The organism is Candidatus Amarobacter glycogenicus (assembly GCF_016704105.1).
Taxonomy (GTDB): domain Bacteria; phylum Chloroflexota; class Dehalococcoidia; order Tepidiformales; family Tepidiformaceae; genus Amarobacter; species Amarobacter glycogenicus.
Genome location: NZ_JADJAT010000004.1, coordinates 286,465 through 312,380, shown reverse-complemented (window position 1 = coordinate 312,380; position 25,916 = coordinate 286,465). Strand labels below are relative to the sequence as shown.

Below are 25,916 nucleotides of genomic sequence, written 5' to 3'. Positions count from 1 at the left end.
ACTGATGGCGCGGTTTCTTTCCGCGTGCGGGTTACTGGTAGTCGCCCTCGTGGCGGCTGCGTCGCAACACTTGGCCGCAAGTTCCGTCCACGCATGTTCTCTCGGTCCCTTCAACGTGGCGTTCCTGGGCGAGAGCCAGGGAGTGGAAGTCGCGGCGATCGGGACGCTAGGCGAACAACATGGCGCGGCAATCGATCTGATCGTAGAGGAGTACTACAGGGCCCCCGCCTCGAAGGCCTCCGTGCTCGTCATCCGCAACCTCCTCCAAACGACCACTCCTTCGTGTGAACCCGTCCCAACTCGAATCCGCGCGATGGAGCCGGGGACGCGCGTGATCGCCTTGCTGGCGCGGGACACCGACGGTCTCGGCGCGAACTGGCGCCCGCTCCTTGTGCGCGGCCTCATCCCGATCCAGGAGGACAGCATTGAGTCCCACGAGATCGGGGCCGAACGATCAGCACCTGTACGAGTCCCGATGAGCGACGCGCGAGCCCAACTCGCGAAGCTCGGGCCGCTCAGCATTCCTAACGCGTCGGCGCGAGAAGCTGTCCCCGAGCCGACGCGCACCATCCAATGCCTGTCAGGACCGCAGACCGTGGCCTATCTCGCCCGGACAGCGCCCATCATCGCGCTCGGCACGGTGGAACGGGCCAACGCGTTCACCGCCGAGGTTCGCGTCCGAAGTGGATTCCTTGGAGCCAACGACGGCCAGACACTGAAGATCGACAACCGCCTCTACCAGGACAGCTGGAGTCTCGGTGAGTGCGACGAAACAGCGGGCCGCGGGCCGCGCTTTGAGGTCGGCCAGGAACTCCTGATGTTCCTCCAGAGCCAGGTGCCGAACGACCTGGCGGGCTATCGAGGCGTCGGCGTGGGCGCTGCGGGAATCTTCTATCCGACGATGCCTGAGCCGGACCGCTGGCAACTCCCCGACGGAACGCGCGGCGGCATGTCCCTGGAGGAAGCCATCGTTGTCATTGAAGGTGCCGTGGCCGGTCGGCCTGCTCTCGTCGTGCCATCGCCCGAGCCCACGCAACCACCGGTTACTTCCGGGGGCGAATTGGCCGGCGAAGACAACTCCACCAGCGTGTGGTGGTTGCTCGTCGCCGCGACTGTTGCCGGAGCGGCCGGGGGCGCCGTGGCCGCCATCGGATTGGGGCAGGTCAGACGGTCACCTCGTTGACCAATGGCTCGCCCTTCGCCATGCGGGCGAGATTCGGGAGGAAGTACTCGGTGGCGACGCGATGGTCGTTCCCCAGGGCGGCAGCGGAGTTGTGCGGCGAGACGATCACATTCGGCATGTCCCAGAACGGCGAGGCGGGGTCGAGCGGCTCCTTGGAAAAGACATCGAGGTAAGCGCCCCCGAGGTGCCCGGACTGCAGCGCCTCGATGAGCGCGGGCTCATCGACGACCTCGCCACGGGCGATGTTCAGGACGTGCGCGCCCTTCGGGAGGGCCGCCAGGACTTCGCTGCTGACAAGGCCGCGCGTCTCGTCGGTCAACGGGCAGGCAAGGACAAGCCAGTCGGTGCGGGGGGCGACGGAGAGGAGCGCGCTGGGTGGGACGAGTTCGCGGACAGGGTCGCCTTCGCGCCACGGACTGCGTCGCACCCCGATGACGTCGAGGCCGATGGCAGCGGAGATGCGCGCTATCTCCGCGCCGATAGCGCCGAGGCCGACGACGGTCATGGTCTGACCAATGAGGTCCGCGGGCGTCGCCGCGCCGCGGATCGGCTCCCAGGCGTGCCTGCGCTGCGAATCTCCCCAGGCGAGGAATCCGCGCGAAAGCATGAGCATCCCACCGATCACCGACTGGGCGATGGGCTTCGCGGTGGAGCCAGAGGACGTCGTCATGCGGATGCCCTTCTTCAGGAGTTCCTGGAACACCCAGTTGTCGACGCCCGCACTCATCACATGGATCCACTTCAGGTTGGGGGCCGCGCGCACCGTGGTGAAGAACGACCGCGACGAAGCGGGGTAGATGTCGGTCGAAAAGAATGCGTAGTCGATGCGGGCGCGAGTCTCGTCGTCGAGCGGCTGGTCCGAGTCTCCCGGGAGGATGAGGGTCTCTATACCCGGGAAAGCTTCAGCAATAGGCGCGCCGTAGCGCTCGGCAACGGAGTGGGAGACGAGAAGTGTCGGCATTCGCGAATTGTGACGCGTTCAGGCCGGCGCGAACAGGCGGCGGCAGATGAAGACGGTGCGCTGGCTCCCGATCGTGGTGAACAACAGCGTCACCGGGTCGCCCTCGAGGCGCCCGAGGAGCTTCCGCATCTCGTCCGGCTCGACCGGGAAGGCGCGCCGCCGGATTTCGTCTGCCCGCCAGCGTCCCTGGCGCATCCGCTCCTTTAGTCGCGACACCGAAAACGGCAACGCGTCGAGCACCTGGAAAGTAGCGGCCAGCGGAGAGAATGCCGCGGCATCAGCCGAGAGGTAGGCGATGTGTGGATCGAGCATCCAGGCGCCAAGACGGTGGGCAAGTTGGCGCACAAGGGTCGACCGCGTCACGCAGGACTCAGGGTCGAACAGGAAGGTCGCGGGTGCGCGCGGCTCCGGGGGGGCCCCCGGCTCGTTGGATTCGAGCGTTTCGCCCGCGGGAAGCAGGACCGCTCGCCGGATTCCAGGTTCCGCGCCCTGGCCGAACCAGATGGTCAGCTCCCGCATCGACGTCCCCAGCTGCACCGCCTCGAGTTCGATGCCCGGTGGGATGTAGCTCGCGTCGATGCCCGGCTGAGCCTTGATGACACCCGCCGCGGCCGAGGTGGCGATGGCCACCGCGGCATCCCATCGCGGAGAGTACGCCGCCGGATCGAAGGTCCGGGACGTGCCCGCACGGCGGGACGGGTCGAGCACGACCGCGAGCCGCGCGACATCGAAAGGTGGATGCGCAGCGTCCCCCCGCACGACCGGGACGCCTGTGTTCGCCGCCGCAAGAAGCGCGGTTGCAGGCTCCCGCTCGAGCCCGGCGCAGGGGACATCGCGTGCGGCGACGGCATGGAGGTCTCCGCCAAGTCCAGCCGTGAGGTCCACCACGTCGCGCTCGTAGACCGCCAGGCGGTCTGCCCTCCGTGCCGCGACAAGCGGATGGGTCATCATCTCCAGGCCCTCGGCCGTGTAGAGGAACTCCCGCGAAATGCCGTGATTGCGCGAAGCACGGGCACGAAGCGTGAGTTGTTCCGCCAGCGCCGATGCTTCGGCTGCCGGGAACGTGCGCCGCAGCGCGGTCGCGAGCCGCCCAGGGCTCTCCACCGGCAGGCCGGCCGGGAGGCTGGCGAGCGCGGACTTCCCGGCCGGGCTAACCAGATAGCGGGCGCGGGCAAGGTCCATGGGAAGGAACCTACCAGCTTTCGCACGTCCGCGGGCAGCCGCTGTGCGAGACTTGGGGCATGGCCAGAGTCCTCTGCCTCGACTTCGATGACACGATCGTGATGGAGAACACCGCCAGGCTCGTGTTCGAACGCTTCGCCGCGCCCGCATGGCGCGACCGCGAAGCGGACTATCGGGCCGGAAGGCTCACCGTCGAGCAGTTCAACGCCGCGGCACTCCTCACCGTCAGCGCGACGCGAGACGAGCTGCGGGCGTTCTGCGCGGATGCCGTGACGCTGAGGCCGGGATTCCTGGAGGCGCTCGACTGGGCGCTGTGGAACGGCTGGACGCCGGTGGTTGTCAGCAACGGGTTCGACTTCTATGTCGATGCCGTGCTCGACAAGGCGGGTGTGGACCGGGTGGCCCGGCATGCCGGGCGGGCGCGGTTCGACTACCGGTGGCAGGTGACCTACCTGAGCCCCCGGGGCATTGAATTGGAAGCGGGTTACAAGTTGAGCTACGCCGCGGCGTTCAAAGGAGTCGGCGACTTCGTGGCGTACGTGGGCGATGGCGCGAGCGACATCGAAGCGGCGAAGCTCGCCCGGGTCGTCTTCGCGCGCGACGCGCTGCTTCGGGCGCTCGAAGGCGTCCACCCGCGCGTCTACGCCTTCGAGACGTTCCACGACGTGATCGCCGTACTCGACCGCGAGGCTCCCGCCTGGGCGGAGGACGCCGCTAGTTCGTGATCGACTGCTCCTGGAAGCTGGCGATCTGCTCAGCGGTGAAGCCAACCTCGGCGAGGATGTCGGCGGTATGTTCGCCGAGGGCCGGCGCCGCGCGCTGGATCCGCGTCGGTGTCCCGGTCATCCGGATGATCGGAGCAGGCCCGCGCAACGGCCCGAGGAGCGTGTGGTCGTACTCTTCCAGGAACTCATTGGCCACGACCTGGGGGTCGTTCCACATCTCTTCGATGAAACGCACCGGGCCGGCAGCAATGTCCCGCGAATCGAGGAACGGAATCCAGTAGTCGTTCGGGTGTTCCAGGAACTTCGCTTCACAGGTCGCGACCAGACCCGCCGCCACTTCCTTCAGGCGGGCAGGGTCGAAGTCCGAGTCGTAGCGCGGGTCGTGGAACTGAAGGGCCTCGCGGAACCGGGCGCGCGGCCCGGGCCCGAGACAGCCAACGGCGATGTACGAATCCTTCGTCTGGTACGGCCGGTAGTAGACGTTCCCCGCGAGTTCTGGCATGAGCGCGCGTCGCTCAGCGTAAACGGTCTCGATGTTGGCTCCGCGCGCCCGCGCGGCCTCCACTGCGCTCCGCCGCCGCTCACGAGGCTCCTCGTCCATCGCGAGGATCTCCTTTGAACCCGCCTGGAGCGTCAACGCCGTGAGCAACAGCGATGTGTTCAACGCCTGGCCCTCGCCCGTCTTCTCACGATGATAGAGAGCCGCGGTGATGCCCCAGGCGAGCGCGATGCCACTCATCACGTCCGCGGGCGCGAAGCCGACCTGCATCGGCAAGCCGTTCTGCAGGTTTGGGTTCGAAGTCGTTAAGCCGCTCATGGCCTGCGCCACGATGTCGTAGCCGCGCCGGTTGGCATCCGGCCCAAGCTTCCCGAACGCGGTGTTCTCGGCATAGATGATGTCCGGACGGATCTTCCGTGCGGACTCGTAGTCGATACCCAGGGATTCGGGCACGCCGGGGCGGTAGTTCGTCAGAAGCACGTCGGCCCAACGGATCAGCGCGTCGCGCACCGGGGCGGCGCCGGCCGCTTTGAAATCGAGGGCGAGTCCGCGTTTGCCGCGGTTCTGGGAGAGGTAGGCCTTGCTCTCCTTGGGGATGATCTCGGCCTGCAGCCGCCACGGCTCGCCTTCGAGCGGCTCGACCTTCACGACGTCGGCGCCCATCTCCGAAAGAAGCGACCCCGCGAGCGGACCCGCGATGATCTGTGTGCAATCAAGGACGCGAACGCCTTCAAGGGCGCCTGGCATAGACGTACTCCGGGGGTGAGATGTATGTGGGCGCGACTATACGGTGTGGCGACAATGTGGGAATGCGCAGGCGGGACCACTGGCGGCAAGCGGCTCGCCGTTCCAGACGTATCCCGGGTGCCCATGGTGCTCTGCGAGGGGATCCGAAAGACGGGCGGCGACTGGACAACACGATGAGATTCGCCCGATGTCAAGGAAAAGACTGGTGTTTCTGTAAAGTGTTGTGGTACTGTACGCGTCCGGCTGAAAGTGGGGTAGCTACCGGCGGGGTACCCGACGCGAGATGAAAACGGGGCTTGATGCCATCTCCCATTGCATCAAGCCCCATGCTTCCCGAATGCTTCGGGTGAGCGTCCTTCCGGACTAGTAGCGCGCTCGGTTAGGTAGCTACCTCCTTTCAGCCAACCTCGCCACACTCCCGTCTCCCAACGGCCTGCTCGAATTCAACGAGCGAATGTTCCGCCGCAGGAACGCGGGCAGTTCAGCGTCATCCATGTTCGAAACGCCCGGCAGCCCGTAGTCACGGATGCTGCGCGTGATTTCGAGGCCGTCGTCGATCATCGCCGCCTTTGGCGAGAACCCGGTCGCGATCACGGTCATGTGGATCTCTTCCCCAACACGCGGGTCCACCACGGTGCCGAAGATGATGTTGGCCGAAGGGTCGACCATCTCCGCGATGACGCGCGCCGCGATATCGAGTTCGCGGAGCTGGATGTTGCCCCCGTGGGTGACGTTGAAGAGCACGTTCTGCGCGCCGTCGATCGACTGATCGAGCAACGGGCTGGTGGTGGCGGCGCGGGCCGCTTCGGCGGCTCGATTCTCACCAGAAGCGCGGCCGACCGCAAGCAGCGCGGGGCCGGCTTCGCTCATCGTCGTTCGCACATCGTTGAAGTCCAGGTTGATGGAACCGTTCTGGCTGATGATGTTGGAGATGGATTGGATTGCCTGGCGGAGCACGTCATCCGCGGTCTCGAAGGCCATCTCGATGGTTGCGTCGGGCGGGCAAATCTCGATGAGCCGGGAGTTCGGGATCGCGATCAGCGTGTCAACCTTGTCGCGCAGCCGGGCGAGGCCTTCCTCCGCCTGCTTCATGCGGCGGGCGCCTTCCCAGGCGAACGGCTTTGTCACGACGCCGATGGTGAGCGCGCCGCAGTCCTTCGCGATTTCGGCCACCACTGGCGCGGCGCCGGTGCCGGTGCCGCCGCCCATACCCGCGGTCACGAACACCATCTCGGTGCCGCGGAGGATGTCGTAGAGCTCGTCTCGGCTCTCATCGGCGGCGCGTTCGCCGCGGGTCGGGTCGCCGCCGACCCCGAGGCCCTTGGTCAGCTTTTCGCCGATCCGGAGACGCGTCGTTGCCTCGGAGGACATCAGTGCCTGCGCATCGGTGTTGCAGGACACGAAGGACACTCCGGGAATCTTGGCGCGGACCATGCGGTTCACGGCATTGCAGCCGCCTCCGCCGACGCCGACGACTTTGATATCGGGCAGGAGTTCTGTGTCGTAACGAATACTCATGGGACCGGTTCCTTTCGCGAATGAGTCGAGACTGCGGGGATCGTCGTTGGGGCTCATTCCCTCTCCTTCGAGGTTTACTGGGGCATCAGCGCCCTCCCGAAAGATGCAAGCCGGCGGAACAACCCGCCGACGGGCACTTCGAATGAGGCTCCTCCTGCGCTTTCGAGTACGCGCTCACGGCCGCTGAGCGCATACTCAACGAGGCCGATAGAGGTGGAAAAAGCCGGCGTCCCGATGAGGTCGGAAAGGCCGGAGTAGCGGGCCGGCTGTCCGAGCCGGGCAGGGATGCCGAGACGAGCCTCGGCCACATCCGGGAATCCGCGCAGCTGGCTCGTGCCGCCCGTGAGGACGAGACCGGCGGCGAGCCGGTCGTAATAGCCGACGCGTTTCAGCTCGACCGCGACCATCTCGAGGATCTCCTCGCTCCGAGCCTGCAGGATCTCGCAGACGTGGCGGACATCCACGGATTTCTTCGCCTGCGTGCCGAACGCCTGGATCTCGACCGTCTCGTGCATCGAAGAGTCCGCGTACGCGGCGCCAACAGTGCACTTGAGGTGCTCGGCCGCTTCCCACGGACAGCGGAGGACCCGGGCGAGGTCGTTGGTCAGTTGGGAGCCGGCGATCGGCAGACAGGCGGTGTGAGCGATGCTGCCTTCATCGTAGACAGCAACGGATGTCGTGCTCCCGCCGATATCGACGAGGGCCACCCCCTGCTGGCGCTCCTGGTCCTCGAGCACGCTGGTCGCACTGGCAATGCACTCAAGGACGATGTCATCCACCTGCACGCCGGCGCCCTCCACACACTTCGTAAGGTTCTGGATGGCCGAAACCGCGCCCGAGACGATGTGCACCTCGCAGTCCAGGCGCCCGCCCCACATGCCAACCGGGTCCGAAACGGGTTCGGTGCCCTCAATCCAGTAGCCCCGCGGGACAACATGGATCACCTGGCGGTTGGTCGGGATTGCGACCTGGCCCGCGCTATCGAGCACGCGTGAACGGTCGTCTTCCGTGATAGCCCGGGAACGGTCCGGGATGGCGATGATGCCCCGGTTGTTCTGCGATGAGATGTGGCCGCCGGAGATGCCGACGACTGCGCTGAGGATGCGCATGCCACAGGCCTGTTCGGCCTTCTCCACCGCCACCCGGATCGCCTCGCGAGCGCTCTGGATGTTGTCGATGACGCCACGCGAAAGGCCGGCAGCGGGAGTGACGCCGACCCCGAGGATGCGCGTTTCCCCCTGGTCCCCGATGTCGCCGACGATGACGGCCACCTTGGTGGACCCCACATCGATTGCGGCAACCGTACTCCGACGTCTCATGTGCATGCTCCTTACTGCAGTACCGGCCGGTTGCCGTAGCGCAGGTCGATTGTGGTGTAGTTGATCCGCTGGGCCTGTGCTTCGGATTGAAGCGCGGCCCAGACGGAAAGCTTGTAGGGGATCGAAGACGAATCGCCGAAGAGTGCCGTCTGGTTGTTGGTGGTCGTCACCTGGACGCCCTTGCCGGTGATGAAGGCGACCTCGGCGACCGTGGTCCCAAGCTGCCGCGGGAGTTTCTCGTAGATCTCCGCCGTCGCATCGACTGCCTGGTAGTCCACATGGTCACCGGTGATCCGGTTGCCCGGCTCGGAGCTCTTGATGACGGGAGAACCCTCCGGAGCGGCGCCAACGCCGAGGACGACGCCCTCGCGGTCGATGGTGTAGCGCACGCCCGATTGCTCCCACGTGCCCCAGGCCTTGCGTTCCTCGACCACGATCCGGATGGAGTGCGGCCAGTCCCGTTCGATCTTCACCGAGTTCACCAGCGGCTGGGCGTAAAGGGCCTCCTGGGCTGCCGCCAGGTCCGCATCGAACATGCTCTCGCCGAGCAGGTCGACGGCTTCGACGACCGTGGTGTTCGAGATACGCTGGTTCCCAACCACCTGGATATCCGAGACCTTGAAGAACGGCGAAGTCCAGACCCAATAGCCTCCGTACACCGCGGCGGCCAGTGTCGCGACGGTGGCAGCCGTCCAGAGGAGCGCCTTCGAAGGGCGCCACGAGGAGCCCGGCCGGTGGAATCGCGGTCCGCGCGGCCCGCGCGGACGCTCGGGCGGGCCGCCGACAACCACGCCGCGGTGGCGTTTCACGATCGTCTTGCCGATGACTTCGCCGACTGCGGGGCGGTTGCGCTTGATGATTCGGCGGCCAGGCGAAGCCTTCGGCGGGCGATTCCGCTTGATGATCATCTCGACCTCCGCTGGTGGCGAGCCAGGGCGAGCTCGAGGATCCGCGTCAGCAAATCCGGGTAGGGTAGCCCGGAGGCTTCCCAGAGCTTGGGATACATGCTGATGCTGGTGAACCCGGGGATGGTGTTCACCTCGTTCGCGATGAGTTTGTCGGCCGGCGTCAGGAAGAAGTCGACGCGGGCATAACCTTCACAGCCCATCACCTGGAACATCCGGACGGCGAGACGGCGGATATCGCGTGCCACCCCCTCCGGGATCGGCGCCGGGATATAGAGCTGAGTCGTCGACTGCTGCGAGTACTTGCTGTCGTAGTCATAGAAGTCCCGGTCCGGGACCACTTCGCCGACGATGCTCGCCTCGGGATGCTCGTTCCCAAGGACGGAGCACTCGACCTCGCGGCCAATCACGGCCTGTTCTACGACGGCCTTGTCGTCATAGGCGAAGGCGGCCTGGAACGCATCGGGCAAATCTTCACGCGAGCGGGCGCGGCTGACGCCGACGGAGGAGCCTCCATTGGCTGGCTTTACAAAACAGGGGAAGCCGATCGCCTGGTCTATGAGAGCCATCGAATCATTCTGGGCAAGTGTATACTCCCATGATCTGATTACGGAATAGCGTGCGACAGGAATTCCGGCCTCGCGGAACAAAGCTTTCATCAACGCCTTGTCCATGCCGATGGCACTGGCGGCAACGCCGCCCCCCGCGTAGGGGACCCCGGCGATTTCGAGGAAGCCCTGGAGTGTGCCGTCTTCACCGTATGTGCCGTGGACCAGGGGGAACGCAACATCGCAGGAAGCGAGCGCAGCCAGCGCTTCCGAGGCGGCGAGCACCGGTGCGCCCTCCTCCGTGAAGGCGCGCTGGCCCGCATCGAGTGCGGCAACGGTCTCCCCAGGCGTCAGCCAGTTCCCGGACCGGGAGATCCCGATCGGCACGACATCCCAGCGCTCCCGATCCAGGGCCGCGATCACAGAGCGGGCGCTCGTCACGCTCACTTCGTGTTCCCCGGAACGGCCGCCAAGGATGACCGCCACCCGTTGCTTCGCCATCACCACGCCCCCACAAATTCGACTTCGGGTTCGAGCGCGACGCCGAACTGTTCACTGACACGGCGCTGGGCCTCGGCGATAAGCCACGCGACATCGGCTGCGGAGGCGTTGCCTTCGTTCACGAAGAAGTTGCAGTGCTTGTCGGAAATCGCCGCTTCGCCTCGTCGCATGCCCCGCATCCCGACGGCGTCGATGAGCTTCCACGCAGGCGAATCCGGGGGGTTCTTGAAGGTTGACCCGGCGTTGCGACCGCGCGGTTGCGCGCCCAGCCGCTTCTCATCGAACGCGGCCGCCCGGGCAAGGAGCGTCGGGGCATCGCCGGCCGAAAGCTCTACTTCTGCTTCAAGGACGGCTTTCCCACCAACCTGCCCACGCGTGAAGGCACTCCCGCGGTAGACCATCCCGAGGTCAGCCGCATCGACCCACTGGTCGCCATCACCGGGGAGCTGGAGGCGCACACGGCGCAGGACATCGGCGAGGCAGCCGCCATAGGCGCCGGCGTTGTAGACAACAGCGCCGCCGATGGTGCCCGGGATGCCGACTGCCCAGGTGAGACCTTCGAGGCCGGTCCGGCACATCTTGCGGGCGAATGCTGCGAAACTGGCGCCGCTTTCGATGCGGACGACGAGGTCATCGTGCGCTTCGCCGCGGGCACGGTTGTCGAGCACCAACCCCCGGATGCCCGCATCGGCAACGAGAATGTTGCTGCCGCTGCCGAGGACGAAGACGGGCACGCCGGCGCTGTGGGCGGCATTCGTCGCGCGAGCGAGCGCGTCGGCGCTGCGGACCGTAAGGAAGAGGTCGGCCGGCCCACCGATCCCGAACGTCGTGTGCCTCGCCAGGTTCTCCGAGCGGCGCAGTTCGCCAAATGGCGAAAGAGTCGTTGCCAGCGTTTCGATGGCGCTCACCGCAAGAGCTCCAGCAGTTTCGGCCCAACTTCAACGACATCGCCCGCGCCGATCGTGAAGACCACGTCACCGCGACGGGCGAGCGCGCGAGCCTTCGCCGCCGCATCGTCGAAGTCGCTGGCATAGACGGTCTCGACACCCCGGATCGCCGCAGCCAGGTCCGCCGCGGAATACCCGGGTAGCGGCTTCTCGCGGGCAGCATAGGTCTCGAGCACCACGAGCGCGCTCAGCCCGTCCCAGCAGGTCAGCCAGTCGTCCCACAGGTAGGAGATGCGGCTGTAGGTGTGCGGCTGGTGGATGCCGATGATGCGACGTTCAGGGAACGCGCGCAGGGCGGCGGCGATCGTCGCCTTCACCTCGCTTGGGTGGTGGGCGTAGTCGTCCATCACCAGCACGCCCCCGGCCTCTCCGATGCGTTCGAAGCGCCGCCGCGCGCCACGGAAAGTCGCGACTGCAGCGGCTATGGTGTCGAACGGGACATCGAGGTGGAGGCATGCTGCCGTCGCGGCGAGTGCGTTGCGGACGAAGTGCTCGCCGGGGACTTTCGCGTGCATGCGGCCGATCGGTGTGCCGCCGCGCGTCACCTCGAAGTCCGCGCCGCCGTCCGACATGCGGACTTCCCCGGCCATCCAGTAGCGGACGCCCTCGATGCCGTACGTCTCCTGGCGGATCGGGTCGTCGCCGAGGATGTCCGAGACTTCGCGCGCTCCGGGGTCATCGGCACAGGCGAGGATGATGCCGCCTTCCTTCACCTTCTTTCCAAACTCGACGAACGCCTGCCGGTAGGCGGCCGCGGTGCCGTAGTAGTCGAGGTGGTCCGGCTCGACATTCAGGATGATGGCGATGTCGGGCGTGTACTCGTGGAAGGCTCGCTTGTACTCGTCCGCCTCGACGACGCATATGTCGCCCTTGCCCCAGGAGGCATGGCCGCCGAGGTCGAGACTTTCGCCGCCGAGGAGGTACATCGGTTCGCGGCCGGCACTGACCAGGATGTGCGCGATCAGGCTGGAAGTCGTCGTCTTTCCGTGCGCGCCGGAGACGGCGACCACCCGCTTCCCCTCCATCAACCGGGCGACCATTTCAGCGCGCAGGAGGACGGGGATGCCCCGCCGCCTGGCTTCGCCCAGTTCCGGGTTGTCATCGGCGGCGGCGGCGGTGGTGACAACCAACGCCGTACCCACCGGCACGTTCGCCGCCGCATGCCCATAGGCGACCGTTGCGCCCATCGCGGCGAGCTTCTCGGTCAGCGACGAAGGCCGGAGGTCGCTCCCGGAAACGGCGACACCCTGCTCGCGCAGCAATTGCCCGATCGCCGACATATGGATGCCGCCGATACCGATGAGGTGCACGGGGCCACGAGTCTCGGTCATTTCCGGGCGACCTCCAGGACAACGCCGGCGATGGCTCCGGCCGCATCTGGCCGGGCGAGCGCCCGAGCGGACTCACGCATCGTTTCGAGGCGCTCCGGAGACAACAGCAGTTCGCTGACGCGGGAGGCGAGGCCCGCCAGTTCGGTTTCTTCCAGCACGATTGCGGCACCCGCATCGGCGAGCCAGCGGGCGTTGTTCCGCTGGTGGCCGCCCGCGTAGGTCGCGGGGATGAGGATCGAAGGCAGAGCGGCGGCCGGGACTTCGCCGAGCACCGAAGCGCCGGCGCGGAAAACACCGAGGTCGGCGGCGACCATGAGTTCGGGAAGATCATCGCGGAACGCGGCGACTCGGTAGCGGGGGCGAAGGGCGCCCGGGAGTGCCGCACACGCGGCTTGAGCAGCGGCCAACCCGGCGGCCCCTGTGACGTGGTGGACCACCGCCAGCGAGAGCAGTGATTCGAGCCCGGCGAGGACGGCGTTATTGATCGCGGTCGCGCCCTGTGTGGCCCCCGCGACGACGACCAGCCTCTCGGAGGGATCGGCTCCGAACTTCAGGCGGGCCGCGGCGCGGTCCGTCGCGAAGAAGCTGGCGCGCACCGGGTAGCCGGTGACGACCGTCTTCTTGCGCGGCAGGAACTCGAGGGCGGCCTCGGTGGTCGTGGTCATCCGGGTCGCGAGCAGGCGTTCGGCCTTCACCGCCCATCCGGGATGTACGTCTGGCAGGTAGACAACGAGCGGCCTGCGCAGGAGCCGGGCCGCGAGGCTGCCCGGGAAGCTCCCGTAGCCACCGGTGCTGAAGACCGCATCCGGCTTGAACGCCCGCAACGCGCGGGTGGCCGCGAACGCGCCCTGGAGAAGCCGCCATGCGGACCGCGCCAGTCCGAGCGGCCCGCGACCGCGCACAGCAGCCGAAGGGACCGTGACAAAACGGACGTGCGCGGCCTCGACACGGGCCCGTTCGCCGCGGTCATCCGGGCCGAAAAAGCAGACCTCGGCCGTGCCGCCCAGGCGGGCCTGCACGGCCTCCATCACGGCCAGCGCCGGGATGATGTGGCCTCCTGTGCCGCCGCCGGTGAGTGCGAGCCTCAAGCGTCCGGCCTCCTGCGCACGACCCGGCGCGTATCAACCGGGTGCTTCTCGAAGTAGCCACCGCGGTCGGTGCCGAAGCGAGAGATGCTCAACAGGACGCCGATCGCCAGCAATACGGACGCGAGGGCATTGGAACCGAAACTCAAGAACGGCAGCGGCACGCCGGTAAGCGGGATGGTGCGAGTGATGCCGCCGATGTTGAGGAGGGCCTGCACGGTGATCCACGTCGTGATCCCGGTAGCGATCAATTGCCCGAAATCATCACGGGCGCGCCGGGCGACCTGGAAACCCCGGATCATGAGGAGCATGTAGAGGCCGAGGAACGCCAGCGTCGCGATGAGGCCCAGTTCTTCGCCCACGATCGCGAAGACGCCGTCTGTGTGGCTCTCCGGGATATAGAAGAACTTCGCCCGGCTCGCACCGAGGCCGAGCCCATGAATCCCTCCGTTTCCCATCGCGATCAGAGACTGGAGTGTCTGGAAGCCGTTGCCCTGTGGGTCGGATTCGGCGCTAAAGAACGCCGACAAACGGTCCGCGCGGTATCCGGCCGCCGTCGCCAGGAATGCGAGCGAAGCGAAACCGGTGACGGCCAGGGCCGTCATCTGGGCGATGGATGCCCCCGCGACGTAGAACATCGTCACCGTGATGACGAGGATGATGAGCGTCGTCCCCAGGTTCGGCTGGAGCATGATCAGGACGCTCACCGAACCAATGATGGCCACGAACGGCAGGAGGCCATGCTCAAAGGAGCGGACCGAGTCACCCTTCGAAGCGAGCCAGGCGGCCAGGTAGATGATGACGGAAAGCTTGGCGAACTCGGCCGGCTGAATCGTCAACTCCCCGACGCCAATCCAGCGACGGGCGCCCCCGCCGGAAATACCGATCACCAGCACCGCCACGAGCAGCGCGATCGTCACGGTCATGATCGGCACAGCGAGCGGCCGTAGCCGGCGGTAATCGGTGCGGGCCATGCCAAACATCAAGACCGCTCCGCCCGCCGCCCACACCATCTGGCGTACGACGTAGTAGTAGGGGTCACCGAACTCGACAAGGCCCGTCACGAAGCTCGCTGAGTAGACGACGACGAATCCGGCGATCGTCAGCGCCGTCGTAAGGGCGAGGATTGCGTAGTCGGGGCGCCCGGCAGTCCATTTACCGGTCTGAGATTGCTGGATGGCGGCTATGGCGACACCTCCTCGGTAAACCCCGGCAGTGCCCGGACCACGGCCCGGAACGCTTCACCCCGGACCTCGAAGTTTGGATAGGCGTCGAAGCTCGTACCTGCCGGGGAAAGCAGGACAACGTCTCCCGGCGCGGTGCGAGTAGCGGCGAGAGCGACGGCTTCATCGAGCGTGTTCACCCGCGTGCAGTCGGCCACCGCGCCCCGCATCGCCGCGCAGAAGAGGTCGCCGGACTCGCCAAAGCAGACGACGGTCCGGCAGCGCGAACGGGCGAGTTCGCGCAGCCCGTCAAGGTCGAGGTTCTTGTCGCGGCCGCCGAGGAGGAGGACGACTGGCTCGCTAAACGCACGCAGGCCGGCAATCGTCCGCTCGGGACTCGTCGCGATGCTATCGTTCACCCAGGCTGCACCGTTCACTGAACCAACCACCTCGAGGCGGTGGGGGACGCCCGTGAACGCGCGAATCGCGCGCGCCATCGCGTCAAGAGGAATTCCGGCTTCGGAGGCAATGGCGCAGGCCATGGTGACATTCGCCAGGTTGTGTTGGCCGCGGAGACGGATTGCTTCGACCGGAAGGACCGGCTGTGGGCGGCCATCGCCCCGGACGACGATTTCGCCACGTTCGACCCAGGCGCCGGGGCCGGGCTGTTCCTCGAGGATCGAAGCACGGACGAGCCGGCCTTTGACCGACGCCATGAGGGCTCGGCTCGTCTTGTCATCGGCATTGAGGACGGCGGAATCGCCCCGTCGCTGATGGGTGAGGATGTTGCGCTTCAGGCCGACGTATTCGTCCCAGCTGAACTGGTCCAGGTGATTCGGGGTGATGTTCGTGATCGCCGCGATGGCCGGCGAGCGATCGGTGTACTGGAGCTGCGTGTGGCTTATCTCGAGGATGACCGTCGTATCGGGAGAGATCTCCGAGAGGTGGCCGAGAAGCGCTTCGCCGATGTTCCCCCCGACGATGCTGTCGATCCCCGCTTCGCGAGCCATCCCCCCGACGAGCGCGGTAGTCGTCGACTTGCCGCTTGAACCCGTAATGCCGACGGTCTTGCCGGGACAGAGCTGCATGAAGAGCCGCATCTGGGACGTCACCGGGATCCCGAGTTCGCGCGCCCGCTGGAGCGCCGGGTTGTAGCGGAGCACCGATTGCGAAACGGCAACGAGGTCGTAGCCGGACGGGTCCAGCAGTGGCTCGCCGGAGACCAGGCGGAGGACGCCCCTGGGCGCGTGCGCCCCGGCGGCCGCCAGGGCTTCATCGGAGCGAGTATCGGAGATGACAACCGTCGCGCCGTTCGCAAGAAGCCAGCCCGCGAGGTCACGGCCCTCGATGCCCAGCGAGTAGACGAGGACGCGCTTTCCGCGGACTTCCGGGGGCGCCGAGAGTAGCGAGCCGTTCGGTGCGGTCATTAGTCCGGCACCTCCAGGGCGAGGGCGACACCGGCCATCGCGGCGACGATGGAGACGAGCCAGAAGCGCGTGACCACCTGGGTCTCTGCCCAGCCGATGAGGTTGAGGTGGTGGTGGAACGGGGCGCGCTTGAAGACGCGCTTCCCGCCGCTCAGCTTGAAGTACCCGATCTGGATGAGGTTGCTGCCCATTTCGGCCACGAACACGATCCCGATGACCGGCAGCAACAACCACTGGCCGGTCATCAGCGCGATGACCGCGAGCGACGAACCGAGGGCGAGCGCGCCGGTATCTCCCATGATCACGCGCGCGGGGTGGGCGTTGTACCAGAGGAAGCCGAGGGTGGAGCCGGCGATGATGAACGCGAACGTGGCGACGAACTCCTGGCCCTGGATGAAGCCGACGATTCCGTAGGCGATGAACGCGATGAGCGTCGTGCCGCCGGCGAGACCGTCCATGCCGTCGCTTACGGCGACGGCGCTGGTGGTGGCGACGATGATCCCGGCTGCCAGCGGGATGTAGAACAGGCCGAGCGAGTAACTCCCGACGTACGGGATGTTGATGGACTCGACTTCGATGTACTCATAGAGGACGACTGCGGCGGCGACCGCGAAGAGCGCCGTGAACGTGATTTTGAAGCGCCAAGAGAGGCCCTTCTGTGCGCGGTGCTGGAGTGTCCCGAGGTCGTCCACGAAGCCGGCGGCCATCGTGATGCCGATCATGCCGAGCGGAAGCAGGATGGACTGGTGCTTCCACCAATCCACCGCGACGGCAGTGACGACGAACGTTGGCAGCCAGATGATGAAGCCGCCGAACGTCGGTGTGCCCGCCTTGTGCTGGTGTTCGGGCAGGTACTCGCTGATCTCTTTGCCGATCTTCTGGCGGCGCAGGTAGTTCACGATCGGAGAGCCGACCGCGACGGCGATGAAGAACGTGATTACCCCGGAGAAGAGGGCGTGGATCATCGGGCGTCCTCCAGGACGTGGAGGATGGTTTCGAACGCCTCACCGCGCGAGGCCTTTACGAGCACGTAATCGCCCGGCTCGATGATCGCAGCGACCGCGGCAGCGGCCTCCTCTTTCGTCTCGAACCAGCGGACATCGCCGTGGCCAGTTGCGCGAGCCGCCTCCGCGAGCGCCCGGCACGTCTCGCCCGAGCAGACAAGCAGGTCGCAGGAACGTGCCGCAACCGCGCCAGCTTTTCGGTGCTCGGCCTCTTCGAACTCGCCCAGTTCGGCCATCCGGCCGAGCAGCGCGATTCGCCGGCCCGGGAGGCCGGCGAGCATCTCCAGGGCCCCCGCAAGAGACGCCGGGCTCGAGTTGTAACGGTCATCGATGATGGTGGCGCCGGCCTCGGTGTGGCTTACGCGGGCTCTTCCGGTCGCGCGAGACTGGGAGACCGCCGATGCGGCGCCCCGCAAGTTCACGCCGAGCGCGATCGCCGCCCCGATGGCGGTTAGCACCGCCGAGACGGTGTGGGCCCCCGGCAACGGAGAGTTCACACGTTCCGTGGTCTCCCCGAAGGTCACGTCGAACGACGTGCCATCGAGTCCCCGGTCGGTGACCTGGCCTCGGCGGAGGGCGGCTTCTTCGGCGCAGCCGAACGTGATGACCGAGCAGCCGAGCTCCGCCGCCACGGGCGCGATCCGGGGATCGTCGGCGTTGAGCAGCGCGGTACCTGTCCGCGGCAGGCCACGGACCAGGCTCAGCTTTTCGGCTGCGATCGCGTCGATGCTGCCGAGCTTCGAAACGTGCGTGAACCCGATGTTCAGGACCGCGCCAATTTCCGGCTCCGCGATGGCGGCCAGTTCGGCGATCTCGCCCGTGCTATCCATCGCCAGTTCGAGCACCGACACCTGGTGGTCGCGCCGCAGGCTCATCAGCGCAAGAGGTAGGCCCTCCCGGCTATTCAGGTTCCCCGGGCTGCTGTGGACGTTGAAACGATTCGCCAGGACGGCCGCGGTGAAGTCCTTTGCCGTCGTTTTGCCGACCGTGCCGGTGATCCCGACGACCCGGGGACCGCACTCGCGACGCCACGTATGGGCGAGTTCGCCAACTGCCCGCGTCACGTCTGGCGTTACGGCGATCGTTGCGCCGGGCCACTCTCCGTCGGGCTGGCGGGAACAGATAACCGCGACGGCACCGGCCTTGAGTGCGTCGGCGACGAAGAGGTTCCCATCCGCGTTCTCCCCCGGGAAAGCAGCGAAGAGATCCCCGTGCGAAACGTTGCGGGAATCGGCTGCGCCGCCCGTGATATCTCGCTCCGGACCTTCAAAAACGGAGTAGCCGCGACTGCGCATCGCGGCTGCAACGAACGCCGTCGTCAGGTTGGCGGTCATCGGGACACCGCCGAAGGTCCTTTTTCCGGCCGCACGCTCAGGTAACGGAGGGCGTCATCGGTGAACTTTGCGAAGATCGGCCCGCCCGCCACGGTACCAGTCTTCCCGTCGCCGTTTTCGTCGAGTTTCACCAGGACCAGGATCTTCGGGCTCTCCAGCGGGGCAAACCCGATGAACGAGACGATCTGTGTCTCGTCGTAGGTTCCCCACACCGGTACGTTGGCCGTCCCCGACTTCCCGCCCGCAGTGTAGCGCGAGGGATTGCGTCCCCAGCCGTCCGGGTCCTGGCTGACGACAGCTCCGAGCATCTGGCGGATGGTGTCGCTCGTCTGGGGCGAAATGGCCCGGCCGACCACCTGCGGTGGGACGTCGACGCGAGTCCCGTCCGGCTTGATCCGCGCCTTGACGACGTGCGGCGCGATCAGGTTGCCGCCGTTTATCGCCGCGGCGACTGCCTGCATCATTTGCATCGGTGTCACGCTGATGGACTGGCCGAACGACTGCGTCGCGACGTCGACGGGGGAATAACCGTCATCCTCGGGCCGGCGGAAGATACCGGATGCCTCGCCCTGGAGGTCGACGCCGGTGGGCTTTCCGAAGCCAAAAGCATCGAGGTACTGCTGGAATCGCTTCGTCCCGAGCGCCTGCTGCATGAACACCGCGCCGGAGTTGATGCTGTTCTGGAGGACGCCCGTCATCGTCTGCTTGCCGTAAGAGCCGTCGTCCCAGTTCTTGAGCGGGACGTTCTCGATATAAACGATGCCCGTGTCGACGTACTCGGTGTTCGGGCCTACCACGCCGGCATCGATGGCTGCTGCCGCGGTGATGATCTTCATCACGCTTCCGGGCTCATAGAGGTCGGTCACGGCGCGGTTTCGGAGGAGCGACAGGGCGTCGTCACCACCTCCGGAGAGGTCCTCCTCCAGCGAGCTGAACTTCAGGCCGGGGGACGTGGCGAGGGCCAGGATTTCTCCCGTCATCGGGTCCATCACGATGATCGAGCCACCCTTCGCCCGGTGTTCTTTCATGCCATCGGCGAGGTACTGCTCGGCCATCTCCTGGAGGACCCTGTCGATCGTGAGGACAAGGTCCTCGCCGGGCTTCGGCTGCGTCACCGTGTGCTGGCCGTAGGGGATCGGGTCGCCGGTCGTGTCGCGCTCGTAGATCGCGCGGCCCGGCTGGCCCTGGAGGACTTCGTTGTAGGCCGCCTCGATCCCGGCGAGACCGGTGTTCTCCGTGCCGATGAAGCCCAGGACGGAGGATGCGACATCCCCCTCGGGATTGATGCGTGCGGTATTCGAAAGGGCGATCACACCCGGGACCTTCCGCTTGATCAGTTCGATGCCCGCTTCGTAGGAGAGGTCGTGATAGACGCGCGCGTCGAGCGATTCCGCCGAGGAGACCAGCGACCGGAGGGCCGTGGGGGTGGTCTTGAGGAATGGGGCGAGTTCCGTCGCTGCCTTGTTCGCGGCCGCGTCGTCCTTCCAGACGCGCACGTTCACGTAGATGTCCCACGTCGTCACGCTGGTGGCCAGGACACCGCCGTTTCGGTCGAGGATGGTGCCGCGCTGCGCGTAGATCGTGTCGTTGCCGAGGAGTTCTTCCCTCGCCTTCGCCGCGTAGTAGTCGTGTTCGAGGACCTGGAGCTGGACGAGGCGCACGCCGATAGCCGCGGCGAAGAGGCCGAACGCGGCAGCCGGGAGCCAGACACGGCGGGTGCCATGCGGGCGCTGTTGCGCCATCGAACGCGCCTCCAGTCCTCCCGAAGGAGGACAGCTAGGGCTGCCCTAGGGCAGCCAGTTCACGAGCGGCTTCCACCACGGAGATGACGACACCGGCTTGGCGTCGTTCTTGGGGAGATACTCCGAAGGCAGCTTCGCCGGCGCGGGGCCGGGCTCGTTCACCGTAACGTAGATCGGGTCGGTCACGGGGAGCAGGCCGATTTCCTGCGCCCGCCGTTCAATCCGCGATATGGAAGTCAACGACGCGACTTCGCCTTCGAGCAGGCTGAGCTGCCCGGTGAGTTCCGCTTCCTGGCGCTCCGCCGCCTGGATGTCGAATCCACGGCTGGTGGCGAGGCTGTTCTGGAGCACGGGCAGCAGAGCGGAAACGCCTGCGGCAACAATTCCGAACGCCAGCCAGAGGTTGAGGCGACCGCCCGGCACAGGCATTGGCAATCCACGCCGGGGATGCCCCAGGGGGTGATTGATCGCGGCCATGGCTAACCGATCCGTTCTACAGCACGGAGGACCGCACTGCGGGACCGCGGGTTCGCCGCCACTTCCGCCTCGGAGGGGCGGATGGCCTTCCGCGTGAGTTCGCGCAGCGTTGCGGTGTGGCCGCAACGGCAGACGGGAAGCCCGGGCGGGCAGATGCAATCCGTCGCCTCGCGGCGGAAGAACTGCTTCACGATCCGGTCTTCGAGAGAGTGGAAACTGATGACGGCCAGGCGGCCCCCATGCGAGTTTCCAGAGCCGAGCAGGCTGCAGGCGAGCGGCAGAGCCGTGATGAGGGTGTCGAGTTCCCCATTCACACGGAGCCGGAGCGCCAGGAAGACTTTGGTGGCGGGGTGAATATGGGTTTGTCCCCTGGAACCCCCCACAGCCTGCTCGACAGATCTGGCTAATTCCCACGTCGTCCGCAGCGGCCGGTTCCGCACGATCGCGCGAGCGATCCGGCGGGACTGGCGTTCTTCTCCGAGTTCGAAGAAGAGGTCCGCAAGCGACGTTTCATCCCAGGTGTTGACGATCTCCTCGGCGGTGATGCCGCCGGACCCAGGGTCCATCCGCATATCGAGGGGGCCTTCGAGCGCAAACGCGAATCCGCGCCGGGGCTCCCCGATCTGGAAGGATGAAATGCCGAGGTCCATGAGGATGCCGTCCGCAGCCTGGAAACCCTCCCGCTTCGCCACATCGGCGAGTTCGCGGAAGTTCGCGTGGACGAAACTGACCCGTCTCCCAAACGGAGCCAACTTCGCACGCGCGAACTCCAGCGCCTCGCGGTCCTGGTCGAGGCAGAGGAGCCGGCCGGTCTCGCCCATTCGCCCGGCAATCGCCGAGCTATGGCCACCGAGGCCGGTGGTGCAATCGATATAGACGCCGCCTTCCCGCACATCGAGGAGTTGAAGGCTCTCGTTGAGCAGGACGGGGACATGCACGGGAGTTGGCGCTGTCATAACAACCACGTTACGCCTCCCCCTGGTGGGCCTGTTGGCGGGCCGTAGCCCTGCGGCGGTTCACGAGCGCGTCCGGCTGGCGAGCCAGGTACGCGCCACGATCCCAGATCTCCAGCTTGTCCCCGACACCCACAACGACCACGTCCTTGCTGAGTCCGGCGTAGGAGAGGAATTCCGGCCCGAGGGTGATCCGCCCTTGCGCGTCTTTCTGGACGGCGCCGGCAGAGCCAAAGAAGGCGCGGCGGGCATCGTCGCCCTCCTCCGTCTCTGCGGGGATGGCTTCGATGATCGCCGCGGTAGCGGCGAAGGACTCGGGCGTATGCAACTGAATGCACGGGTCGATGCCCATGCTCAGGTATCCGCCGGCATCGAACGCGCCCCGGTAGATCGGCGGGATGGGGACCCGTTTCCGATCATCGAGCTGATATTCGACTTTGCCGACGAAGTACATCGCCTGTTGGCCCTCGGGGCGTGGGCGCGAGGCCCTGGTGTATGGGACGGTATGGGCTGATGCCCCCACTGACCCCCTGACACCCCATCGGCACTGTAAAAGTAGGGATCAGCCGTGTCAAGCAATTGTTTGAACATTTACACGGAGCTGGTAGGAGATGCCCCGTGGCGCCCGGCGAGCGAGGGCACCGTGGGCGGATGGGCCGGCGGTCGCGGTACCATGGCCGGCATGGCTCGTGTTTGTGTCCTCACCTGTTCTGATAGCGGCGCCGATGGAGTCCGTGCCGATGAGAGTGGCGAGACGATCGTCCGCATGCTCTTCGAAGCCGGGCACACCGTGATGCGGCACGACATCGTCCGCGATGAGCGCGCGCTCATCGCCGAGCACCTTCGGGTTTGGGCTGACTCCGAACTGTGCGATGTGATCCTGACTACCGGCGGCACCGGGTTGACCGAACGCGATGTCACACCCGAGGCGACCCGCGACGTTGCCGAGCGCGATGTCCCGGGCATCGCCTACGCGCTGGTCGCGAATGGCCTGCAACACACGCCCTACGCGGCACTGACGCGCGGCATCGCGGTCACGCGCGGAGCCGTCCTCATCGTCAACCTCCCGGGAAGCCCGAAGGCCGTCGCCCAGGGGATGGACGTTGTCCTCCCGCTTCTCGGCCATGTCGCCGAGCTCCTCCAGGGCCCGGTCGAACACGCGCAGGAAAATCGATGAGGGTCGATGTCCTCACGCTCTTCCCGGAGGCGTTCGAGGGGGGACCGCTCGCGGTTTCGATCATCAAGCGAGCACGCGAAGACGGCCTGCTCGACCTCCAGGTCCACAACATCCGCGACCACGCCACCGACAGGCACCGCTCAGTCGATGACACTCCGTTCGGCGGCGGCCAGGGGATGGTGATGCGCGTGGACGTGCTCGACCGCGCGTTGCAGCACGTCCAGGGACAGGATGGATCGCCGGGTCTGGTCGTCTATCTTTCGCCCCAGGGCCAGGTCCTGGATGACTCGCTCGTGCGGGAGCTGGCGACGAACGAGCGGCTCATCCTCGTGTGTGGCCGGTACGAAGGCGTCGATGAGCGGTTCGTCGAGCACTGCGTCGACCGCGAAGTGTCGATCGGCGACTTCGTCGTCACCGGCGGCGAACTGCCGGCGATGGTGCTGATCGACGCCGTGGCGCGGCACATCCCGGGTGCACTCGGAGATGAGGTGAGCCCGGAGGAAGAGTCGTTCGCGGACGGGCTGCTTGAGCACCCGCAGTACACAAGGCCGGCAGAGTACAACGGCTGGGCGGTGCCGGAGATCCTGTTGAGCGGGCACCACGCGAAGATCGAGAAGTGGAAGCAGGAACAGCGCCTCGAGCGGACACGCGAGCGGCGGCCCGACCTCCTCGGCGACTCTCCGTAGCTTCGCGGCCAGCCAAGGGGATTCAGGTGCGGCGGAGCATCTGGCAGAAGTAATCGTTGGCGAGCGCGCCAGGACGGGCGCGGCGGATGCGGTCGATGGTCTCAGCGGCTTCGAGGCCAAGCCCGCGAAGGATCAGGCCGCTCACCAGCCCGCTCCGGTTCATCCCGTGCTGGCACATTACGTAGATGCGCTCGGGGGCGGCGCCGTTGCCTTCGAGAATGGCCGCCAGGGATTCAGAAACGACCTCGCTGATACGCGCCGGGGACGTCAGTGGTCCATCCAGGTCCGGGAAGACACATGCCAGCCAGCGAGAGGTCAGCTCGCGGTAGGAACGGTCGATGTCGCCTGCGCAGTCAATCAACCATGACGCGCCCAGCGTTGTAGCGGTGAGGTCATCTCCGTGCGAGGTGTGGGCGCCGCCCATCCAGACTTCCGTCCGGACGCCCGCGACTTCGCCGGCGGCGAGGACGCGGCTCGCCCGCGGAGGATGCGCCACGCGGTGATGGACGGACGGGTCTTCCAACATTGCTCTCCAGAGACTGTAGCTGGCCGGGGCGGAACGATCTTTGCGGCTGCCCGGCAAAGGGAACAAGGCGATATCTTTGTGACGCGGGGCACGGGCGCCGCGGGAGTGACCGCCGTGATTGGACTACTCGAAATCCGCCGCAGAAAGCTGCAGTTCATTCTCATCGCCCTCATCGTCACGCTCATCAGCTACCTCGTGCTGATGATCAACGGGCTCGGCGTGGGGCTGAACGAACAGGCAGGCAGCGCCCTGAAGAACTTCGATGCCGATGCCGTCGCGTATTCGGAGCGAGCTGGCCTGAGCGTTATCCGCTCCGAACTCAGCGCGGAACTGGTGTCGGAGATACGCCAACGGTTCGGAGCCGAATCGAGCGCACCGCTCGGATACCTGGCGGCTAACTACCAGGCGGCGGATGGAGAGATCGATTCGGCGGCATTCCTCGGGTTCGAACCCGGGAGTATCGGCGAACCGAAGGTCACGAAAGGGCGCATGCTCACGGCGGATGATCGGGACGGACTGCTCGTGGACCGGAGCTTCCTCCGCTACTCCGGCCTCGATGTCGGCGACGCTGTCCGCGTCTCCATCCGGCTGGTGGAGCGGGATTACGTCATCGTCGGCGAGACCAACGAGGGCAACTTCTTCTTCCAGCCTTCGGTCTACCTGCTCCGCAGTTCCTGGCAGGAGCTGAAGTACGGTAAGTCCGGAAGTGACGTGCCCGCGGCATCGATCATGCTCCTGAAGGGAAAAGGCACAGCAGGTTCGCGCGGCAACGGGTGGATTGCCGTGGACAAATCGACTGCTTTCGCGAACATCGAGGGCGTTTCGGGCCAGCAATCAACGGTCCAGGCGCTCCGGGTTTTCGGCTATCTGATCGGCGGGCTGGTCATCGGCGTCTTCTTCTACGTGCTCACGCTCCAGAAGATCGGCCAGATCGGCGTCCTCAAGGCTGTGGGAGCGAGCTCGTTCTTCGTGTTCCGCCAGGTCTTGCTCCAGGTCCTGGCCATCAGCATCGCCGGAGTCGCCATCGCGATCCCGCTCGCCTGGCTGACCAACCGCGCGCTCCAGCAGGTACCCAACCCGGTGCCCATCGCCTTCACCACCGGCACATTCCTGGTTACGTCGGCGCTGCTCGTGCTCATGGCGGCGATCGGCGCCGCCTTTTCCGGACGACAGGTCGCGAAAGTCGACCCCATCATCGCCCTCGGGCAACAGCAATAGGAACGGGGACGATGACGGTAACCCTCGAAGTCTCTGGGCTCTCAAAGACCTACGGCTCGGGCGAGCAGGCGGTCCAGGCGGTGCGTGATGCCTCGTTTTCCACTCAACCAGGCGCGTTCGTCGCCGTGGTCGGCCCGAGCGGTTCGGGCAAGACGACGCTCCTCGCTATGATCGGCGGACTGCTGACGCCGACGGCGGGGACGATCGTCGTCAACGGACGCGACATCGCAGGCTTGAGCCGATCGCAACAGGCGGCCTACCGGCGGGAGTCCGTCGGCTACGTGTTCCAGGCCAACAACCTCCTGCCGTTCCTGACGGCACGGGAAAACCTCCTCGTCATGGCGCAGATCAGCGGCACGGCCCGCAAGGCAGCCAGGGCGCGCGCCGACCGGCTTCTCGCGGAACTTGGCATCGAGGGGCGCGCGGGGGCGCTGGCAACCGAGCTGAGCGGCGGCGAGCGGCAGCGTGTCGCCATCGCTCGCGCGTTGATGAACGACCCGGGCCTGGTGCTCGTCGATGAGCCAACCGCGAGCCTCGATTCGGCTCGCGGGCGCCAGGTCGTGGAGTCGCTCATCCGGGAAGTGAAGCAGCGCGGCAAGCTCGGCCTGATGGTTACTCACGACATGGACATGGCGAAGCTGGCGGACCGCATCCTCGCGATGCACGACGGCCTCATGACGGAAGTGGAGAAGTCCTGAGGGCCGCTGGCCGTTCCGGTTCCGCTGCCGTTAGCATGCGCCATCGCCGCATGGCGAAGT

25 protein-coding genes are annotated in these 25,916 nt (G+C 66.4%); 6 read left to right on the top strand and 19 right to left on the bottom strand.

From position 1 onward, the window contains the following. Positions 1-4 precede the first annotated feature (4 nt). Complete coding sequence (locus tag IPG14_RS08915) at positions 5-1,183, top strand: hypothetical protein (RefSeq protein ID WP_343391571.1); 1,179 nt, start codon at positions 5-7, stop codon at positions 1,181-1,183. Here IPG14_RS08915 and IPG14_RS08910 read toward each other — a convergent pair. Together IPG14_RS08910 and IPG14_RS08905 are read right to left on the bottom strand one after the other, a co-directional pair. After that, the gene (locus tag IPG14_RS08910) at positions 1,164-2,144 is read right to left on the bottom strand and encodes a D-2-hydroxyacid dehydrogenase (RefSeq protein ID WP_343391570.1); all 981 of its coding nucleotides are present in this window, start codon (positions 2,142-2,144) and stop codon (positions 1,164-1,166) included. The genes IPG14_RS08915 and IPG14_RS08910 overlap by 20 nt on opposite strands. An 18-nt stretch (positions 2,145-2,162) precedes the next feature. After that, positions 2,163-3,326: a hypothetical protein gene (locus IPG14_RS08905; protein ID WP_343391569.1), complete on the bottom strand. Its 1,164-nt coding sequence runs from the start codon at positions 3,324-3,326 to the stop codon at positions 2,163-2,165. Positions 3,327-3,385: 59 nt separating this feature from the next. On the opposite strand from IPG14_RS08905, the gene IPG14_RS08900 reads away from it, so the two are divergent. After that, on the top strand, positions 3,386-4,051 hold the full coding sequence (locus IPG14_RS08900; protein WP_343391568.1) for an HAD-IB family phosphatase: 666 nt from the start codon (positions 3,386-3,388) through the stop codon (positions 4,049-4,051). Here IPG14_RS08900 and IPG14_RS08895 read toward each other — a convergent pair. The 16 genes from IPG14_RS08895 to IPG14_RS08820 form a co-directional block, all read right to left on the bottom strand. Then, the gene (locus IPG14_RS08895; RefSeq protein ID WP_343391567.1) at positions 4,041-5,297 is read right to left on the bottom strand and encodes a CoA transferase; all 1,257 of its coding nucleotides are present in this window, start codon (positions 5,295-5,297) and stop codon (positions 4,041-4,043) included. The genes IPG14_RS08900 and IPG14_RS08895 overlap by 11 nt on opposite strands. A 387-nt stretch (positions 5,298-5,684) precedes the next feature. Further along, on the bottom strand, positions 5,685-6,815 hold the full coding sequence (ftsZ, locus tag IPG14_RS08890) for a cell division protein FtsZ (protein ID WP_343383786.1): 1,131 nt from the start codon (positions 6,813-6,815) through the stop codon (positions 5,685-5,687). Between the two features lie 74 nt (positions 6,816-6,889). Next, positions 6,890-8,134 (bottom strand): cell division protein FtsA, encoded by a 1,245-nt coding sequence (ftsA, locus tag IPG14_RS08885; RefSeq protein WP_343383785.1) that lies wholly within the window; start codon positions 8,132-8,134, stop codon positions 6,890-6,892. Positions 8,135-8,145: 11 nt separating this feature from the next. Beyond that, positions 8,146-9,042, bottom strand: coding sequence for an FtsQ-type POTRA domain-containing protein (locus tag IPG14_RS08880; RefSeq protein WP_343391566.1), 897 nt, complete (start codon positions 9,040-9,042; stop codon positions 8,146-8,148). Beyond that, complete coding sequence (locus IPG14_RS08875) at positions 9,039-10,088, bottom strand: D-alanine--D-alanine ligase family protein (RefSeq protein WP_343391565.1); 1,050 nt, start codon at positions 10,086-10,088, stop codon at positions 9,039-9,041. The genes IPG14_RS08880 and IPG14_RS08875 overlap by 4 nt, the downstream gene beginning before the upstream one ends. Further along, on the bottom strand, positions 10,088-10,996 hold the full coding sequence (gene murB / locus IPG14_RS08870) for a UDP-N-acetylmuramate dehydrogenase (protein WP_343383782.1): 909 nt from the start codon (positions 10,994-10,996) through the stop codon (positions 10,088-10,090). The genes IPG14_RS08875 and murB overlap by 1 nt, the downstream gene beginning before the upstream one ends. After that, positions 10,993-12,366, bottom strand: a complete 1,374-nt coding sequence (murC, locus tag IPG14_RS08865; protein WP_343391564.1) for a UDP-N-acetylmuramate--L-alanine ligase — start codon at positions 12,364-12,366, stop codon at positions 10,993-10,995. The genes murB and murC overlap by 4 nt, the downstream gene beginning before the upstream one ends. Beyond that, a complete protein-coding gene (locus tag IPG14_RS08860) occupies positions 12,363-13,454 on the bottom strand; it encodes a UDP-N-acetylglucosamine--N-acetylmuramyl-(pentapeptide) pyrophosphoryl-undecaprenol N-acetylglucosamine transferase (protein WP_343391563.1) in 1,092 nt (363 codons plus the stop codon). Before IPG14_RS08860 ends, murC begins: the two co-directional genes overlap by 4 nt. Further along, positions 13,451-14,578, bottom strand: a complete 1,128-nt coding sequence (gene ftsW, locus IPG14_RS08855; protein ID WP_343385205.1) for a putative lipid II flippase FtsW — start codon at positions 14,576-14,578, stop codon at positions 13,451-13,453. Before ftsW ends, IPG14_RS08860 begins: the two co-directional genes overlap by 4 nt. A 56-nt stretch (positions 14,579-14,634) precedes the next feature. Then, the gene (gene murD, locus IPG14_RS08850; RefSeq protein WP_343391562.1) at positions 14,635-16,041 is read right to left on the bottom strand and encodes a UDP-N-acetylmuramoyl-L-alanine--D-glutamate ligase; all 1,407 of its coding nucleotides are present in this window, start codon (positions 16,039-16,041) and stop codon (positions 14,635-14,637) included. After that, complete coding sequence (gene mraY / locus IPG14_RS08845; protein WP_343391561.1) at positions 16,041-17,006, bottom strand: phospho-N-acetylmuramoyl-pentapeptide-transferase; 966 nt, start codon at positions 17,004-17,006, stop codon at positions 16,041-16,043. The genes murD and mraY overlap by 1 nt, the downstream gene beginning before the upstream one ends. Continuing rightward, positions 17,003-18,379, bottom strand: coding sequence for a UDP-N-acetylmuramoyl-tripeptide--D-alanyl-D-alanine ligase (gene murF / locus IPG14_RS08840; protein WP_343391560.1), 1,377 nt, complete (start codon positions 18,377-18,379; stop codon positions 17,003-17,005). Before murF ends, mraY begins: the two co-directional genes overlap by 4 nt. Beyond that, entirely contained in the window at positions 18,376-20,121 is a 1,746-nt protein-coding gene (locus IPG14_RS08835) for a penicillin-binding protein 2 (protein WP_343391559.1), read from the bottom strand. The genes murF and IPG14_RS08835 overlap by 4 nt, the downstream gene beginning before the upstream one ends. Positions 20,122-20,166: 45 nt before the next feature. Continuing rightward, positions 20,167-20,550: a hypothetical protein gene (locus IPG14_RS08830; RefSeq protein WP_343383775.1), complete on the bottom strand. Its 384-nt coding sequence runs from the start codon at positions 20,548-20,550 to the stop codon at positions 20,167-20,169. 50 nt (positions 20,551-20,600) lie between these two features. Further along, a complete protein-coding gene (rsmH, locus tag IPG14_RS08825; protein WP_343383774.1) occupies positions 20,601-21,554 on the bottom strand; it encodes a 16S rRNA (cytosine(1402)-N(4))-methyltransferase RsmH in 954 nt (317 codons plus the stop codon). A gap of 10 nt (positions 21,555-21,564) precedes the next feature. Then, a complete protein-coding gene (locus tag IPG14_RS08820; RefSeq protein WP_343391558.1) occupies positions 21,565-22,074 on the bottom strand; it encodes a hypothetical protein in 510 nt (169 codons plus the stop codon). Between the two features lie 159 nt (positions 22,075-22,233). On the opposite strand from IPG14_RS08820, the gene IPG14_RS08815 reads away from it, so the two are divergent. Next, positions 22,234-22,728: a MogA/MoaB family molybdenum cofactor biosynthesis protein gene (locus tag IPG14_RS08815; RefSeq protein WP_343391557.1), complete on the top strand. Its 495-nt coding sequence runs from the start codon at positions 22,234-22,236 to the stop codon at positions 22,726-22,728. After that, positions 22,725-23,414 (top strand): tRNA (guanosine(37)-N1)-methyltransferase TrmD, encoded by a 690-nt coding sequence (trmD, locus tag IPG14_RS08810; RefSeq protein ID WP_343391556.1) that lies wholly within the window; start codon positions 22,725-22,727, stop codon positions 23,412-23,414. The genes IPG14_RS08815 and trmD overlap by 4 nt, the downstream gene beginning before the upstream one ends. 22 nt (positions 23,415-23,436) lie before the next feature. Here trmD and IPG14_RS08805 read toward each other — a convergent pair whose 3' ends face one another. Then, the gene (locus IPG14_RS08805; RefSeq protein ID WP_343391555.1) at positions 23,437-23,937 is read right to left on the bottom strand and encodes a hypothetical protein; all 501 of its coding nucleotides are present in this window, start codon (positions 23,935-23,937) and stop codon (positions 23,437-23,439) included. Between the two features lie 117 nt (positions 23,938-24,054). Here IPG14_RS08805 and IPG14_RS08800 point away from each other — a divergent pair, with 117 nt between their 5' ends. Then, positions 24,055-25,158: an ABC transporter permease gene (locus tag IPG14_RS08800; protein ID WP_343391554.1), complete on the top strand. Its 1,104-nt coding sequence runs from the start codon at positions 24,055-24,057 to the stop codon at positions 25,156-25,158. A gap of 11 nt (positions 25,159-25,169) precedes the next feature. Then, a complete protein-coding gene (locus IPG14_RS08795; RefSeq protein WP_343391553.1) occupies positions 25,170-25,856 on the top strand; it encodes an ABC transporter ATP-binding protein in 687 nt (228 codons plus the stop codon). Positions 25,857-25,916 lie beyond the last annotated feature (60 nt).